We start from the raw sequence: 15,570 nt of genomic DNA on the forward strand, positions 1-15,570 counted from the left end.
CTCGGACTGGCGATGAAGTAACGAGTTGGTAGTGAATTCGGTTTGACTCGGGGGATAATGGGCTTATACTTGCCGGTCTTAATTGTGGGCTGGCGCAGGACCTAGAGCCATCGTCGGCCTTTGGTGGCGAAGGCTGCGAAGGTCGCCACGGACGCGCAGGTTGCTGCTGTAGCTCAGTTGGTAGAGCGCGTCCTTGGTAAGGACGAGGTCACGGGTTCAAGTCCCGTCAGCAGCTTTCCGGCAGCAGGTATTTTTCGCCGTTGGATGTTCCGGACGAGCGAAAAGTTTGACGGCACCCGGTCGGCTCGCCGAGGGATTTGGGAATCGGCGTCGTCCCGGTTTGTTGGGTATTGAAAAGCCGTGACTGTAACGGCGCAACCAAGAACTAGAGAAGGCAGTCTTCGGAGGAATCGCTGGCATGGCCAAGGAGAAATTTGAACGAACGAAACCGCACGTGAACGTCGGCACCATTGGTCACGTGGACCACGGCAAGACGACGCTTACGGCCGCGATCACGGCGGTGCAGGCCAAGAAGGGTCTGGCCAAGTTCAAGGCTTACGACGAAGTGGCGAAGGCATCCGAAAAGGACGGCCGGCGCGACCCGACGAAGATCTTGACCATCGCGACGAGCCACGTCGAGTACGAGTCGGAAAAGCGGCACTACGCCCACGTGGACTGTCCGGGTCACGCGGACTACGTGAAGAACATGATTACCGGCGCGGCTCAGATGGACGGCGCGATTCTGGTAGTCAGTGCGGCCGACGGGCCGATGCCCCAGACGCGCGAACACGTTCTTTTGGCTCGCCAGGTGAACGTGCCGGCCCTGGTGGTGTTCCTGAACAAGATTGACCTGCTTGACGATCCCGAGCTGCTCGACCTCGTCGAACTTGAGGTTCGTGAGCTGCTCAATAAGTACGAGTTTCCCGGCGACACCATCCCGATCATTCGCGGTCAGTCCAATGCGGCGTTGACCAACCCGGCCGACCCCAAGGCCTCCGAATGCATCACCAAGCTGATGGAGGCGCTGGACAACAATATTCCCGAGCCGCTCCGCGAGCAGGACAAGCCCTTCCTGATGCCCGTCGAAGACGTGTTCAGCATCAAGGGCCGCGGCACGGTCGGCACTGGCCGCATCGAGCGCGGCATCATCAAAGTCGGCGAGGAAGTCGAGATCATCGGCCTGAACAAGGAAACGCGGAAGACGACCGTCACCGGCGTCGAAATGTTCAACAAGACGCTCGACGAAGGGCGGGCCGGCGACAACGTCGGGCTTCTTCTTCGCGGCGTTGAAAAAGAAGAACTGGAGCGCGGCCAGGTGCTGGCGAAGCCCGGTTCGATCACGCCACATACGAAGTTCGAAGCCGAGGTGTACGTCTTGACCAAAGAGGAAGGCGGCCGGCACACGCCGTTCTTCACGAACTATCGGCCGCAGTTTTATCTGCGCACGACGGACGTGACGGGCAGTTTGAAATTGCTGGGCGGTGCGGAAATGTGCATGCCCGGCGACAACGTGACTCTGGAAGTCGAATTGATTTCACCGGTCGCTTTGGAAGAAGGCGTTCGTTTCGCGGTTCGCGAGGGCGGCCGTACGGTCGGCTCCGGCGTCGTGACGAAAGTATTGGCATAACAGAGAGGCGCCGGCGGAGTCAAAGATGGCCAAGGCAAGCAAGAGAGAATGGGTTTGGCTGGAGTGCTCCGAGTCCGGGGACCTGAACTATCGGACCGAAATCAACGTCCAGCAAGGCGTACCTGAGAAGCTCAAGGCCGGCCTCAAGAAATACAGTCCGCGGCTGCGACGCCACACGCTCCATAAGATCAAGAGGAAGTGATCCGTGGTCAGTGGTGAGTGGCCGGTGACGGACCACTACCGAAGGAGCGTAGCTCAATTGGTAGAGCACCGGTTTCCAAAACCGGCGGTTGGGGGTTCGAGCCCCTCCGCTCCTGTGACTCGACCGGCTGGGTTTTGAAGTCGGATTACCGCGTCCGTAGCAAAGGCAACATGGCAAAGCGAAAGGACAATGGCTCAGACCGAAGCGGGTCGTACGCTTCGGGTGCGGCGCTGGCCGACAAGGAGTCCGACATGGCCGAGGCGGCGTTCCATCCCAGCCGAGACGAAGGTCGCGATCCGCGCGCCGTACCGGGGCGAGGATCGGAGCCGCCTCCGCGCGGCCCCACGGATGGCGGTGGGGGCGGCGGAGGGGGAGAGGGCGGCGGATTCTTCGAGATTTACAAAATCGGCCAAGGGTATTACACGCGCATCTGGAGCGGCGTGGCCTATGGCGTGTTGGTCCTGTGGATGGCGCATTTCCTCTATGTCAAATGCGAGATGTTTGGGGAAGGCGCGACGACACGATACGTGCAGGTCGGCGTCGCGGTAGCCACGATTCTGGGGTTCGGCCTGGTGGGCTATTGGGCGCTCGCGTTGAATCGACGGGTTTGCGATTTCTTGATCGCCACCGAAGGCGAGATGAAAAAGGTGAACTGGACCAGCCGCAGGGAGATCATTGGGTCGACGAAAGTGGTGATCTTCGTCCTGCTGGCCATGGGGGCGTTGTTGTTTGTCGTGGACATCTTTTTCATGGTGTTTTTCAATTGGATCGGGATCTTGAAGGGCGGCAGCCTGCTCGACACGTTCTGGGGGATGTTTAAATGACCGAAACCCCGTTTGAACCTGTCGATATCCTCTCCGGCGAAACGGCGGAAGGGGGCGATGCCGCGACACCGGTCGGGGACACACCGGATGAGCGCAGTCCTGCCGTGAATGAGACCGCCGTGGTCGATTCACCGGTAGCCCCGGTAGAAACCGCGCCGCCGGCGCGATCCGGTGCCCCGGTTTCAATGCAATGGTATGTGCTTCGCGTGGCCAGCAACCGCGAGGATCAGGTGGCCGAGGCGCTGTCGCGAAAGGTGAAGATCGAGCACCTGGACGATCGCATCGGGCGGATTCTGGTGCCGACCCAGCGCGAAAAACGGATGCGAGGCAAGGTGGCCAAGGTCTTCGACCGCAAGCTGTACCCCGGATATGTCTTCGTCGAAATGGCGACGGAGGAGGACGGGCGGATCCCCGAGGACGTTTGGTTCATGGTCCGCGAGACGATGAGCGTCGGCGATTTCATCGGGTCCGACGGCAAGCCGACGCCGATGAAGCCGCACGACGTGGAAAAGATGCTCGCCGTGGTGGAGAAGTCGGCCGAGCAGCCAACGCTGGCGGGCATGGCGGGCATGAAGAAGGGCGACGCGATCAAGGTCAAGGAAGGCCCGTTCGAGAATTTTGAAGGCGAGATTGACGAGGTCTTCCCGGACAAGGGTCAGGTGCGCGTCATCGTGACCATCTTCGGGCGACCGACGCCGATCGATTTGGAATATTGGCAGATCGAGCTTGCCTGAAGAATTCAAGAAAGGCGATGCAATCCGGGTCAAAGAAGGCCCGTTCCAAGAATCTGAAGGCGTGGTTGACGAAGTTTTCCCGGATAAGGATGAGGTACGAGCCATTATTCCTATCTGGGGCCGGCCAACGCCAGTTGTTTTTGAAAACTGGATGATTGAGCTGGCATAGCGGCGGCTCCGAGAGGTAAGGCAACGTGGCAAAGAAGAAGAAAACACCGACGGCGACGTTCAAGGTGCAGGGGGCGGGCGGTCAGGCGACTCCGGCCCCGCCGATCGGGCCGGCGTGCGGGCAGTACGGCGTGAACCCCGGCCAGTTTGTGCAGCAGTTCAACGAGCGGACACGGCATCTCAACGGTATGCCGGTGACGGCGGTCGTGAACGTCTATGCGGATCGTACCTTTGATTTCGTCGTGAAAAGCCCGCCGGCGTCGGTTTTACTCAAGGACGCCGCGAAGGTCGCCAAGGGCGCGGGCAATCCGCTCAAGGAGAAGGTCGGCAAGGTCACTCAAAAACAGCTGGAAGACATCGCCAAGACCAAGATGCCCGATTTGAACTGCTTCAATATCGAGGCGGCCAAGAGAATCGTGGCGGGGACGGCGCGGAATATGGGGATTGAGATCGAGGGATGATCATCCTCTCGCGCTGTCGCGTCGGGCGATACGTGTGTGATGAACCAACTCGTCGGGCCGGTTTTCGACTATCGAGATTACGCTGGGTTTTGGCGCCGAAGCATCGCGCTTGTCATTGATTTTCTGATCTTAATAATCATCTATTTGTGCGCCGCCGAATACTGGTATGACCTCGTTCCCGAATCGTGGTGGACCGCAACGGTCGCCGCCAATATTGAGTTCGGGCTTTTTCTCTTTGTACTCGCCTATCTTTTCCTTTTTCGTTTGACCCAGGGCGGCACGCCTGGCTATCGGCTGGTCCGAATCCGCTACGCGCACATGTTCAATGAAAAGCCGACAATGTTGCAACGCTCGTATCGCGCGGCGATTACGATGTTCATGATCTGGGGACTGTTTGTCATCGATCATTTTTGGATTCTCTTCGATGAGCGAAAGCAAACATGGCATGACAAAGTGAGCGGCTTCTACGTGGTGAAGTGCAAGGCGCGGCCCATGGGGACACAGCAGGTCGTTCAGCGAATCGTGAACTTCATGATGCTCTCACTCGTCGTGTGGGAGCCAAAGGGTCTGGCGCGGCCGGTCGTCTGTCAATCGCGCGACTAGACCTCGTCTTGCAGCGTAGAGATCGTTGATCCCAATTAGTTATTCCCCCATGACTTTTCCGCGAAAGGCGTCGCGCCAGGAGGCGGCGAGTTCGGGCAGGTTGACCAGCCGCTCGCGCAGGTCGTCACTCAATTGTACGTCGCGTTTCAGGCGGAGCATGCGCACGATGGACAGATCGGGGTGGGGCCGGGAGACGAGTTCGACGGCGTCACCGGCTCCGATCGCGCCGGTGTCCAGCACACGGAAATAAAAGCCGGAAAAGCCCTCCTCCCAGACCCACGGAATCATCCGCGGTTCTTCGTGTTTGCCAGCGAGCTTGGCACACGGTTGGCGAGGCTGAGAGACCTGCACGGTGGCCGAGCCGATGCGGTAGGTGTCGCCGATGCAGATGTCGGTTTCCAACATCCCGTCCGTCGTGAGATTTTCGCCGAAGGAGGGCACGGGCATCTCGTGTCGAAGCCGCTCTTGCCAAAACGGGTAATGCTCATGGGAGTAACAACAGATCGCCTTGTCGGGACCGCCGTGGACCGAGCGGTCGGAGACGCGGTCGTTTTCGAATCCTTCCAGTGTTACGTGGACGGGGCCCGTGACGGGGTGTCGATTGATCGAAGTGCTGTAGGTACGACCGCCCCTGGCGACGAGTTGCGGGCGGCCGATGTTGACGGAGACGATTTGCATCCTTCTGCTACGGAGGTACGCGTTACTGTGCCGCGCGGTTCGACTGCTTTTGGAAGAGCGACTCAAACTCGGTGAGCAATTCATCGAAGAGCTGCATTGTGTCCTCGATGGGCCTGGGCGTCGTCATATCCACGCCGGCCAATCGAAGTGTTTCGAGAGGGTAACGGCTGCTGCCGGAGGACAGGAACTTCATCAGACCATCCACGGCCGTAGGGTCCCTGGCGAGGATGCGGCGGCCGATGTTGGTCGCGGCGCAGTGGCTCGTCGCGTAGGTGTAAACGTAAAAGTTGCTGTAGAAGTGCGGGATGCGCAGGCCTTCGGCGGCGCCGCAGTCGTCGTAGGCGGCGTGCGGCCCGTAATACTTCCTGACCATGTCCTGATACTCTTTGCTGAGTACTTCGCCCGTCAGCGGCTCGCCTCGTTCCGCCATCTCGTGAAAGCGCATTTCGAACTCCGCGAACATCGTCTGGCGAAAGACTGTCGTGCGGATTTCGTCGATCTGTTGCTGGAGAATGAGGAGCCGTTCAATGTCGGTCTTGGCGTGGTCAAGAAGGTAATGGGCCAGGATGACCTCGTTGACCGTAGACGCAACTTCGGCGCAGAACGTGGCGTAGTCGCCGTAAATGAACGGCTGATTCTTGACGGTATACCAGGAATGCATGGCGTGGCCCAATTCGTGGGCGATGGTGGAGCGGTCATTCGTGGTTCCGTGGAAGTTGAGCAGCAGGTAGGGGTGGGTGAGGTAGCTTCCCCAGCAGTAGGCGCCGCTGCGCTTGTTGGGCGACTCGTAGACGTCGATCCAGCGGGACTCAAAGGATTTGCGGAGCGTCGCAATGTAGTCCGGGCCGAGGGGCGCGAGGGCCTTCAGAATCGTCTCGACGGCGTCATCGTATTTGAGCGTCTCCTCCGGCGCCTCAACGATCGGCACGTAGAGGTCGTATTGATGCACTTCGGAAAGGCCCATGAGCTTCTTGCGCAGCGCCACGTAACGGTGCAGCTTCGGCAGATGGCGATGGATCGTCGCGACGAGGTTGTCGTACACGGCGACGGGGATGTTGGGATTGAAGAGCGCGGCTTCGCGACAAGTTTTGAATCCGCGGGCTTTGGCGTAGAACATGTGCTGCTTGACGTGGGTCGAGAGCAGGGCCGAAAGCGTGTTGGCCTTGGCCTGGTAGGTTTCGTGCAGGCCCGTCCAGGCGTCTTTGCGGACGCGGCGGTCACGGGAATAAATCATCGCCGAGTATTGGCCGACGCTGAGCTTCACGTCATTGCCCTTGTCGTTCTTAATCGTGGGGAAGTCGAGGTTGGTGTTAGTGAAGCGGCTGTAGATGTTACCGGGACCGGAGGCGATGTCGCCGGCCATGGCCAGCAATTCCTCCTCGCGGGGTGAGAGGACATGGGCGCGCTGGCGTTCGAGGTCTTCCAGGTAATGGCGATAGACGGCAAGCTCCTTATTCGACTCCAACCAGGCGTGGACCTTTCCCGCTGGAAGGCTGAGGATCTCGGGGACAAGCCAACTGGCCGCCTCCGCAGCCCTGGTGGCGAGCGACTCGGCGCGATCCGCGCGTCCCTGCGCAACATTGACGCTCATATCCTCGTGGTAAGAAAGACCGGCATAAACGATGAGCCGGTCGATCTCGGCGGCGAGGTCGTCGCGGAGCTTGAGGGCGGTCAGGAGCGATTCAGTGGAATGGCCGAGTGTTCCCCTGAGCTTGGGCAGCTTGGCGATCAATCCATCGGCCGTCTTGAAGGAGGCTTCGAAGTCCGAGTCACTCTTGAAGATGTCCGTGAGGTTCCAGCGATGTCTTTCCGGAATTTCGCTGCGCGGCCGAAGGCCCGTGACCGAAGGGATATTTGTGACTCCGCCTTCTTGAGCCCAAGCAATGTTCTGGCTGGCCAAGCCCCAACTCATCGTCATGCCAACACCTAACCCCCGGTCGAAGTTTATTTATTGTTACATCGGAAAAACTGGGTTCCGCGCCAGGCGGCGACCGTTGTCCGCATGACGGCATCATAGCTTTTCCGTCAACGCGGACAAAGTTGGGCTGAAAGTTATACCGCTGCAGCGGCCATATGCTTGGGCTTGGTAGCGCCGCCGATGAATTCAGTCTTCCAGATTCGCTCGATTTCTTCCGCGCCCTTGAGACCGTAGGTGCGCGGCCGCGGGGGAATCAGGCTCGTGTCGACCGATTCGTAGGAGAGCTTGGGTCCATCGGAAGCGTGGACGGCGATCGTCGTCTTGAGCCACTGGTCATTACGCTTCTTGAATTGTTCGCACCATTTTCGGGCCTGGCCCGTGAGGTCGCCGGCGGCGGGGTCGAGGCTGGCCATCTCGAAATCCGGCTTGTAATGGGCGCCGCGGGATTCGTCGCGCTGCAGCGCGCCGAGGGCGATGACCTTGGCGAGAATGAGCATGTCGCCGAGCGCGCGGGTGTAGGACAGGTTCTGGTTCGTCCACTGCCCCTTATCGGCCAGCGGCGCGCGTTGATAACGGTCGGAAAGCTCGTCCAGCTTGGACAGCGTGGCCTGTATCTTGTCGTTGTGGCGTACGACCGTGACGTTTTGCGTCATCGTCCGGCCCATTTCATCTTGCAGCCTGTAGGCGTTTTCATCGCCGGTCCGCGAGGCCAGCCGGTCGAAATGATCGCGGTGTTTCCGCACAGCGGCGTCGAAGAGCGACGTGGGGCTATCGGCGGCGGATTGTTTGAGCGACTTGAAATAGGACTGAATCGACGGGCCGACGATCAGGCCCGCGAAGATGCAAGACAGCAGCGAATTCGCGCCGAGGCGATTCGCGCCGTGATACTGGTAGTCGGCTTCGCCGATGGCGTAGATGCCGGGGACATTGGTCATTTGGTTCTTGACCGCTCCGTGGACGATTCCGCCCGTCGCAGCGTCTTTTTCGTAATCGACCCAGAGACCGCCCATGGAGTAATGAACGGCGGGAAAGATCTTCATGGGGACTTTTCGCGGATCAACCCCCTGGAATTTCTCATAGATTTCGAGAATGCCTTCGAGCTTGTGGGTTGTCGCGGCGGGCAGGTGGGTCAGGTCGAGATAGACGCAGTATTCACCTTTTTCCACGCTCAAGCCGCCGTTGGCGCAGACGTCGAAGATTTCCCGCGTGGCGATGTCGCGCGGGACGAGGTTTCCGTACGTCGGGTAACGTTCTTCGAGAAAGTAGTAACGCTCGGATTCGGGGATCGTGAGCGGGTCGCGGGGGTCTTGCGGCGTTCGCGGAACCCATACGCGACCGCCCTCGCCGCGGGCGCTTTCGCTCATGAGGCGGAGCTTGTCCGCGCCGGGGATGGCGGTCGGGTGCACCTGGATGAACTCGCCATTGGCGTATTTGACGCCTTCCTGATAGGCCCGGCTGTTGGCTCCGCCGGTGCAGATCATCGACATGGTGCTCTTGCCGAAGATCAATCCGCAGCCACCGGTCGCGAGGACGACGGCGTCGGCGGGGAGGGGGCGGATCTCCATCGAAAACATGTCCTGGACGACGCAGCCCTTGCAAACGCCGGCGCTATCGAGGATGAGGCCGAGGAACTCCCAGTATTCGTAGAGCTTGATGAGTCCTTCGGCGTCCCAGCGGCGAACCTGTTCATCGAGGGCGTACAAGAGCTGCTGGCCGGTCGTCGCGCCGGCAAAGGCCGTGCGCTTGTAGAGCGTACCGCCGAAGCGACGGCGATCGAGATGTCCCTCCGGTGTGCGATTGAAGGGCACGCCCAACCGATCAAGCAGGTCGATGACCCGCGGTCCCCAGTCGCACATCTCTTTGATCAGCGGCTGGTGATTAAGGAAGTCACCGCCATAGACGGAGTCATCGAAGTGCTTCCATTCGCTGTCGCCCTGGGCGCGGGTTACGTCGTTGACGCTGTTGATCCCGCCCTGTGCGCAAACGCTGTGCGAGCGTTTGACGGGGACCATGCTGACGAGGTCCACAGCGATCCCCAGTTCAGCGAGCTTCATCGCCCCGGCGAGGCCGGCCAGCCCACCGCCGATCATTGCCACACGTTGTTTAGCCATAGTAGGAGATCAACTTTCGTTCACTTGCTGCACGGCCATTGTTTTGGGAGCCGCTTTCGCGTCCAGCGGCGTTCTCGCGAACGCGTAGAGGCTCATCCCGCCCCAGAGAAAAAGGACGATCCCCACGGCCGCGCACGCGTAGCCCATTTTCCGCTGGGCCTGGGCACCGACGGTAATGCCCCAGCTAATGCAGAACGTCCAGATTCCGTTGGCGAAATGGTACACAGATGCCGCGAGGCCGAGGAGGTAAAAGCTTAGCGTGATCCACACGGGGACCACCAGGCCAAGTTGGGTAATCCTCCATTGGGTAAGGCCGGTGCGGGTGATCTCGTACGGGTTCTCGCTTCCAATGAATTCCGGTCCCCAACCCACCCAGTGCGCAAATCGGAATTTCAAGAGGTGTACGATGATGAAAACCAGCGCGATATAGCCTGTGACGCGTTGCAGCGTGTAGCGACGATTGGCCATGTAGGGATATTCGCGAGCATTGGGCTGCGCGGTGAGGGCGATTTTCACGCCGTAGAGGGCGTGGAAGGCAAGCGGGAGGAAAATCCCAAAGAGTTCGAGCGCCCATAGGTAGGGCAAGTGGTGCAGGCCATGGACGGCCTCGTTGAAACGCTCCGGACCGGGAGTCTTCGAAGCCCAGCCTGCGGCCAGCGAGTTGGTCAAGAGATGCTCGATGAGGAAGACACCGATCGGCACGATGCCGGTCAGCGAATGCAGCTTGCGGAGCAGGAAATGATGCTTCTCATCAAAAGTGGGCGTGTCAGGAAGTGGCGTGGCCAAGATTGGAATCCCGATAAGTCAGTGTTTGCGGCCGCACAGGGCCGGAGCGACAAGCCTAGAAATGTCGCGGCCTGGCGTCAACCCCGCTCGGCGCGGACCGGTCGATGGCGTATAATGGACGTTCCTGAGGGGGGATGACCTTTTCTTTCACATAAGAGGGTAGGAGCGGTATTGCTGATGAGATCTCGACTCGCTCGCCTGCATGTTAGCGCCACATTTATCGTACTGATGCTGGTCTCGGCCGCTCCGGCGGGCGACTTGGGAATCAAACCCGGCGATCAGGTGGTTCGGGTCGATGTGACCACCGCCGAACGACTCGCGCTGCTCGAGTCGATGAACCTGGACATTTGGTCCCATGAGATCGGGGTCGGCCCGCTCGACGTCTATGTGTCCGTCGTAGATCGAAAGCGGCTCGATGAGGCCGGATTCACTTACCGCGTGCTCAACCCCGACATTCTTCGCTCGCGGAGGGCTGAGGAAGAGGCCTACCGGCGGCATGTCGAACAAGCCGCACGCGGGCTGGCGACGCCGTTTGATTCCTATTTGCCCCTGGCGGACATCGAGACGTACATCAACAACCTCGCTGCCGCGCGACCGGACTTGTGTGAGGTCATTGACATTGGCAACACCGTACAGGGTCGCGATATCTGGGTCTTGCACATCACGGGCGCGGGGGCGGGGCCCAAGCCCGGCGTTTTCTACCATTCGCTGATCCATGCCCGTGAATGGATCACGGCGCCAGTAGTGCTGTATCTCGCCACGCACCTTGTCGAAAACTACGACACGGATCCCTGCGTTCAGGCGCTGGTGGATCAGACGGATTTTTATCTTGCCCCGTGCGTAAATCCCGATGGTTACAGCTATACGTGGACGAACAATCGGATGTGGCGAAAGAACCGCAGGAACAATGGCAGCAGCTACGGCGTCGATCTCAATCGCAATTTCGGGTACCAATGGGGCTGCTGCGGCGAAAGTGGCTCGAGCAGTTCGCCCGGTTCGGACACCTATCGCGGCCCAAGCGCCTTCAGCGAACCAGAGACACAGGCGATCCGTGACTTCGTCCAGGCGCACCCCAACATCAATGCCTACATGGACTATCACAGTTACTCGCAGCTCCTGATGTGGCCGTGGGGGTACACGCCGTCTTTGACACCGGACAATGCGCAATTCGCCGCGGTTGGCAATGCCATGCAGCAGATGATCCTGGACGTGCACGGCACCTATTACGAGCCGGGGCCGGCCAACACCACGATCTATCCGGCGAACGGCGTATCAATCGATTGGGCCTACGGAGTCGAGGAGATTCTGGCGTATACGATCGAATTGCGTGACACCGGCGAGTTCGGTTTCGTTCTTCCCCCGGAACAGATCGTGCCGACGTGCGAGGAGAATCTGCCGGGGATTCTGTACCTGTCACGATGGGCTTCGGCGGGCGTCCTTTTGGACCTACAGGGTCCGGCGCCGGAACAAATCGTCGCTGGACAATCGACGCCGATCAGCGTCACGCTCATTGCCGCCCAGGAAAACTACGTGCCGGACTCGGGGCTGATGCACTATCGATTCAATCCCGTCGACCCCTATTCAACCACGCCGCTCGCGTTGCAAAGCGGTACCACGTACATCGGGACGCTGCCCGCCGGGACTTGCGGGGACACGGCGGAGTTCTATTTCACGGCTTCCGGCAGCGGTGGATACGTCGCCGTTGATCCTTGCGGCGCGCCGACAAATGTTTATTCCGCGCCGGTTACGCTGGCCGAGCCGTCTCCGGAACTCGCGTATTCATTCACGATGACGACCAATCCCGGATGGACGCTTGGCACGGGATGGGCGTATGGCGATCCGACGGGTTCGTGCGGCGATCCGCAGAACGGCTTCACGGGCACGAACGTGCTCGGGTACAATTTAAGCGGCTGTTATTCGGACAATATTCCGGTTCGGTATGCCACCACGACGGCGATCGATTGCTCGGACCTGGTAAATACGCAACTTCGATTCCGCCGGTGGCTGGGAGTCGAATCGTCGGTTTACGATCACGCGAGCATCGAAGCCTCCAACAACGGCACGACGTGGACGACCGTCTGGAATTTCGTCGGTCCCACACTTGTCGAGACGAGCTGGTCGCTTCAGACATATGACATCTCGGTGGTCGCAGACGAGCAGCCGACGGTTTACCTTCGTTGGGTAATGGGAGACTCGGACGGAGGCCTTACATTTTGCGGCTGGAACATTGATGATGTCGAAATCCTCGGGGCCGAAGCAAATCCTTGCTCGGGGTTCGCCTTGGGCGATGTGAACAACGACACGTACGTGGATGCCTTGGACATCGGCGCATTTACCGAGGCCCTCCTGCAATGGCCGACGATCACACAGCAGCAGACTTGTAGTGCGGACATCGACGGCGTCTGTGGCGTGACGATGGAGGACGTGGAGCCTTTCGTGCAGATACTCGTGGGGAGTAGTTAGAATCGCCCGGCTATTCTCAAGGCCAAGTGAGGCATAACTCATTATTTGTCATAGCTTTATAGCTTCAGCGGACTTAATGGCCCACTCGCCTTGAACTTCGTCTCCCCCCCCCTTATAACGTGCAGTTCTCAATTCGCCGTTCACGCGGGCGGCGATGATTGCAGCGCCTTGAACGGCGAGGCTGGGCGGTCGGAAGGCGTGGCAAGCCGCCCGGGCAAGTGAAGTCAGCGACAGCCGGCGAAGATCGGCGCGCCGGTGCGCGGAAATCTCTCCAGCCGCTTGACGGCAGTCCAGAAGATTGAAGAGATTGGCGAATTGTGAAGGGTCGATGTCGAGGCTCGCTTGTGAAAGTTCTCACGATGCGGCCGCGTTCGGCTCCTCGCCGGCCAGGACTTTTCAATTCCACAAACAGGTAAGCAGGCTTTTTTGTATGGAGTCAGACGTGAGACGCAGCAAGACGAATTCATCGGTTCTGAGTGTTCTGCTTTTATTGACCGCGATCGCGACGCCGCTCCTTCTCGCGACGCCGGTGATGGCCAGCGAAGCGGATTTGGCAATCCCGGATTTGCACGCGGGACATTTCAACATTTTCGGGAAGGATATTTCCGCATGGAATCTCCTGGCGGGCGGGGCCTGCATTATTGTCATTACGCTCGGCTTCAGCTTGTATCTTCGGACTCAGATTCACCGGCTGCCGGCGCACCAGTCAATGCTCGACGTCGCCGAGGTCATTTTTCAGACCTGCAAGACGTATCTGATCCAGCAGGGCAAGTTCCTGTTGATGCTCTTTGCGATCATGGGCACGGCGATGACCTATTACTTCGTGGGTCTGCAGCATGAAACCATGAAGACCGCGATGATGGTCTTGTTCTTCTCGATCGTCGGAATGGGCGGGTCGTACTGCGTGGCTTGGTACGGCATCCGCGTGAACACCTACGCCAACTGTCGAACGGCCTTCGCGTCGCTCAAGGGCGAACCGTGGGACGTCGTCAACATCCCCCTTCGTGCGGGCATGTCGGTGGGCTTGTTCCTGATCTCGCTCGAACTGGTCATGATGGTGATCATCCTTCTGTTCGTGCCGCGCGAGATCGTCGGCTACTGCTTCCTCGGCTTCGCGATCGGCGAGTCGCTCGGCGCATCGGCCCTTCGTATCGCGGGCGGCATCTTCACCAAGATCGCCGACATCGGCTCCGACCTGATGAAGATCGTCTTCAACGTCAAGGAAGACGATCCTCGAAACCCCGGCGTCATCGCCGACTGTACCGGCGACAACGCGGGCGACTCGGTCGGCCCCACCGCCGACGGCTTCGAGACCTACGGCGTGACCGGCGTCGCGCTGATCTCGTTCATCACGCTGGCGGTCACGGCCAAAGCAGGCGTGGTCAATTACCTCGATATCCAGGCCAAGCTCATCGTGTGGATCTTTGCGATGCGCTTCCTGATGGACTGCATGTCCGGTATTTCATACTTCATCAATCAGGCGATTTCGAAGGCCAAGTACGGCGGATTGAAGGAGTTCAACTTCGAGGATCCGCTTACGCGGCTGATCTGGATCGCCGCCATCCTGTGCATTTCGACTTCCTTCGGCATGAGCAAACTGCTCATCGGCGACCTGTCCGTGACGATGTTGGAGAACGGTCAAGAAGTTGTCCACGCGCTGCCGCAGCTCTGGTGGCAGTTGGCCACGATTATCAGTTGTGGCACTCTGGCCGCCGTGTTGATTCCCGAGTTCACCAAGATATTCACTAGTTCACACTCCAAGCACGTACACGAAGTCGTTACGGCTTCCCGCGAAGGCGGCGCCTCGCTCACGATTCTCTCCGGCATCGTGGCGGGCAATTTCAGCGCCTTTTGGATGGGCATGTTGATCATGGGACTCATGTCCGGCGCTTACTTCGTGAGCGGGTACGAACTTGGAAGTGTCATGGGAGTGAATGCCTCAATTTTCGCCTTCGGACTCGTGGCCTTCGGCTTCCTCTGCATGGGGCCGGTTACCATCGCCGTCGATAGCTACGGCCCGGTGACCGACAACGCCCAATCCGTCTTTGAATTGGCCCAGACAGAGAGCATTCCGGGAATCAAAGAGGAGATCAAGCGAGATTTCGGCTTTACGCCTGACTTCGAACGCGGCAAGCATTACCTCGAATCAAACGACTCGGCCGGCAACACGTTTAAGGCGACGGCCAAGCCGGTGTTGATCGGCACGGCCGTGGTCGGCGCCACGACCATGATCTTTGCGATCATCCTGCTGCTCAAAGACAAGGGACTCCTCGCCCTCAATTTGACCGATGCCCCTGTCCTGCTCGGCTTCATGAGCGGCGGGGCCGTCATTCACTGGTTCGGCGGCGCCTCGATGCAGGCGGTGACGACCGGGGCGTACCGCGCAGTTGAGTTCATTAAGAAGAACATGAACCTCGACAAGAAACAGGCGGATATGAACGATTCCATCACGGTCGTCCGCATCTGCACGCAATATGCCCAAAGCGGGATGTGGAACATCTTCATCGCCTTGATGTCGATTACGCTGGCCTTTGCGTTCTTCGATCCGAACTTCTTCGTCGCCTATCTTGTATCGATCGCGGTGTTTGGTCTTTTCCAGGCGATCTACATGGCCAATGCGGGAGGCGCGTGGGATAACGCCAAGAAGCTCGTCGAGGTCGATTTCAGGGAGAAAAATACGCCGGTCCATGCGGCGACCGTCGTCGGCGATACCGTCGGCGATCCGTTCAAGGATACGACGTCTGTCGCCTTGAACCCGATCATCAAGTTCTCCACGTTGTTCGGCCTGCTTGCGGTGGAAATCGCCGTCAAGATGACCGAGGCCGCGAAACATGCCGGCACGACCGATTACACCAAGGTCATCGGCGTGGTCATGCTGGCGATCGCGCTTATCTTCGTCTGGCGTTCGTTCTACGCGATGCGGATTCCCCGGGAGAACCTCCGCGGCGGCAAGCCGGCGGCGGGCCACTGACGATCACGGCAGAGCCGCGCGCCC

The 15,570-nt window shown here is 59.4% G+C and carries 13 protein-coding genes and 2 tRNA genes; 11 read left to right on the plus strand and 4 right to left on the minus strand.

Annotated features, from left to right (window positions below):
- The first annotated feature begins 162 nt into the window (after positions 1-162).
- The 9 genes from VJZ71_04650 to VJZ71_04690 all read left to right on the plus strand — a co-directional run bounded on the left by VJZ71_04650 (position 163) and on the right by VJZ71_04690 (position 4,619).
- A tRNA-Thr gene (locus VJZ71_04650) sits at positions 163-235 on the plus strand.
- Positions 236-418: 183 nt separating this feature from the next.
- The gene (gene tuf, locus VJZ71_04655; protein HKQ47343.1) at positions 419-1,627 is read left to right on the plus strand and encodes an elongation factor Tu; all 1,209 of its coding nucleotides are present in this window, start codon (positions 419-421) and stop codon (positions 1,625-1,627) included.
- Between the two features lie 25 nt (positions 1,628-1,652).
- Positions 1,653-1,829: a 50S ribosomal protein L33 gene (rpmG, locus tag VJZ71_04660; GenBank protein HKQ47344.1), complete on the plus strand. Its 177-nt coding sequence runs from the start codon at positions 1,653-1,655 to the stop codon at positions 1,827-1,829.
- A 42-nt stretch (positions 1,830-1,871) separates the two neighbouring features.
- Positions 1,872-1,944, plus strand: a tRNA-Trp gene (locus tag VJZ71_04665).
- A gap of 55 nt (positions 1,945-1,999) precedes the next feature.
- Entirely contained in the window at positions 2,000-2,653 is a 654-nt protein-coding gene (secE, locus tag VJZ71_04670) for a preprotein translocase subunit SecE (protein HKQ47345.1), read from the plus strand.
- Positions 2,650-3,387 (plus strand): transcription termination/antitermination protein NusG, encoded by a 738-nt coding sequence (gene nusG, locus VJZ71_04675; protein HKQ47346.1) that lies wholly within the window; start codon positions 2,650-2,652, stop codon positions 3,385-3,387. Before secE ends, nusG begins: the two co-directional genes overlap by 4 nt.
- Positions 3,380-3,556 (plus strand): KOW motif-containing protein, encoded by a 177-nt coding sequence (locus VJZ71_04680; protein ID HKQ47347.1) that lies wholly within the window; start codon positions 3,380-3,382, stop codon positions 3,554-3,556. The genes nusG and VJZ71_04680 overlap by 8 nt, the downstream gene beginning before the upstream one ends.
- Before the next feature lie 25 nt (positions 3,557-3,581).
- Complete coding sequence (rplK, locus tag VJZ71_04685; GenBank protein HKQ47348.1) at positions 3,582-4,016, plus strand: 50S ribosomal protein L11; 435 nt, start codon at positions 3,582-3,584, stop codon at positions 4,014-4,016.
- Positions 4,017-4,055: 39 nt separating this feature from the next.
- Positions 4,056-4,619 carry an RDD family protein gene (locus VJZ71_04690; GenBank protein ID HKQ47349.1) on the plus strand — a complete coding sequence of 188 codons (564 nt, stop codon included), beginning with the start codon at positions 4,056-4,058 and terminating at the stop codon, positions 4,617-4,619.
- Positions 4,620-4,658: 39 nt separating this feature from the next.
- Here the strand turns inward: VJZ71_04690 and VJZ71_04695 are convergent, their stop codons facing one another.
- The 4 genes from VJZ71_04695 to VJZ71_04710 all read right to left on the minus strand — a co-directional run bounded on the left by VJZ71_04695 (position 4,659) and on the right by VJZ71_04710 (position 10,112).
- On the minus strand, positions 4,659-5,297 hold the full coding sequence (locus tag VJZ71_04695; GenBank protein HKQ47350.1) for an MOSC domain-containing protein: 639 nt from the start codon (positions 5,295-5,297) through the stop codon (positions 4,659-4,661).
- A 22-nt stretch (positions 5,298-5,319) separates the two neighbouring features.
- Entirely contained in the window at positions 5,320-7,215 is a 1,896-nt protein-coding gene (gene pepF / locus VJZ71_04700; GenBank protein ID HKQ47351.1) for an oligoendopeptidase F, read from the minus strand.
- A gap of 134 nt (positions 7,216-7,349) precedes the next feature.
- Entirely contained in the window at positions 7,350-9,326 is a 1,977-nt protein-coding gene (gene sdhA, locus VJZ71_04705; GenBank protein ID HKQ47352.1) for a succinate dehydrogenase flavoprotein subunit, read from the minus strand.
- A gap of 9 nt (positions 9,327-9,335) precedes the next feature.
- Complete coding sequence (locus VJZ71_04710) at positions 9,336-10,112, minus strand: succinate dehydrogenase cytochrome b558 subunit (GenBank protein ID HKQ47353.1); 777 nt, start codon at positions 10,110-10,112, stop codon at positions 9,336-9,338.
- Positions 10,113-10,289: 177 nt separating this feature from the next.
- Between VJZ71_04710 and VJZ71_04715 the strand changes: the two genes are divergently transcribed.
- Positions 10,290-12,575, plus strand: coding sequence for a M14 family zinc carboxypeptidase (locus VJZ71_04715; protein ID HKQ47354.1), 2,286 nt, complete (start codon positions 10,290-10,292; stop codon positions 12,573-12,575).
- 481 nt (positions 12,576-13,056) lie between these two features.
- On the plus strand, positions 13,057-15,546 hold the full coding sequence (locus tag VJZ71_04720; GenBank protein ID HKQ47355.1) for a sodium-translocating pyrophosphatase: 2,490 nt from the start codon (positions 13,057-13,059) through the stop codon (positions 15,544-15,546).
- Positions 15,547-15,570 lie beyond the last annotated feature (24 nt).

The sequence above is a fragment of the Phycisphaerae bacterium genome, assembly GCA_035275405.1.
In the GTDB taxonomy this organism is placed as follows: Bacteria; Planctomycetota; Phycisphaerae; order UBA1845; family UTPLA1; genus DATEMU01.

Excerpts from the sequence above, each read along its gene's own strand:
- tuf (HKQ47343.1), top strand. The coding sequence starts at position 419 with ATGGCCAAGGAGAAATTTGAACGAACGAAACCGCACGTGAACGTCGGC.
- rpmG (HKQ47344.1), top strand. The coding sequence starts at position 1,653 with ATGGCCAAGGCAAGCAAGAGAGAATGGGTTTGGCTGGAGTGCTCCGAG.
- secE (HKQ47345.1), top strand. The coding sequence starts at position 2,000 with ATGGCAAAGCGAAAGGACAATGGCTCAGACCGAAGCGGGTCGTACGCT.
- nusG (HKQ47346.1), top strand. The coding sequence starts at position 2,650 with ATGACCGAAACCCCGTTTGAACCTGTCGATATCCTCTCCGGCGAAACG.
- VJZ71_04690 (HKQ47349.1), top strand. The coding sequence starts at position 4,056 with ATGAACCAACTCGTCGGGCCGGTTTTCGACTATCGAGATTACGCTGGG.
- VJZ71_04695 (HKQ47350.1), bottom strand. The coding sequence starts at position 5,297 with ATGCAAATCGTCTCCGTCAACATCGGCCGCCCGCAACTCGTCGCCAGG.
- pepF (HKQ47351.1), bottom strand. The coding sequence starts at position 7,215 with ATGACGATGAGTTGGGGCTTGGCCAGCCAGAACATTGCTTGGGCTCAA.
- sdhA (HKQ47352.1), bottom strand. The coding sequence starts at position 9,326 with ATGGCTAAACAACGTGTGGCAATGATCGGCGGTGGGCTGGCCGGCCTC.
- VJZ71_04715 (HKQ47354.1), top strand. The coding sequence starts at position 10,290 with ATGAGATCTCGACTCGCTCGCCTGCATGTTAGCGCCACATTTATCGTA.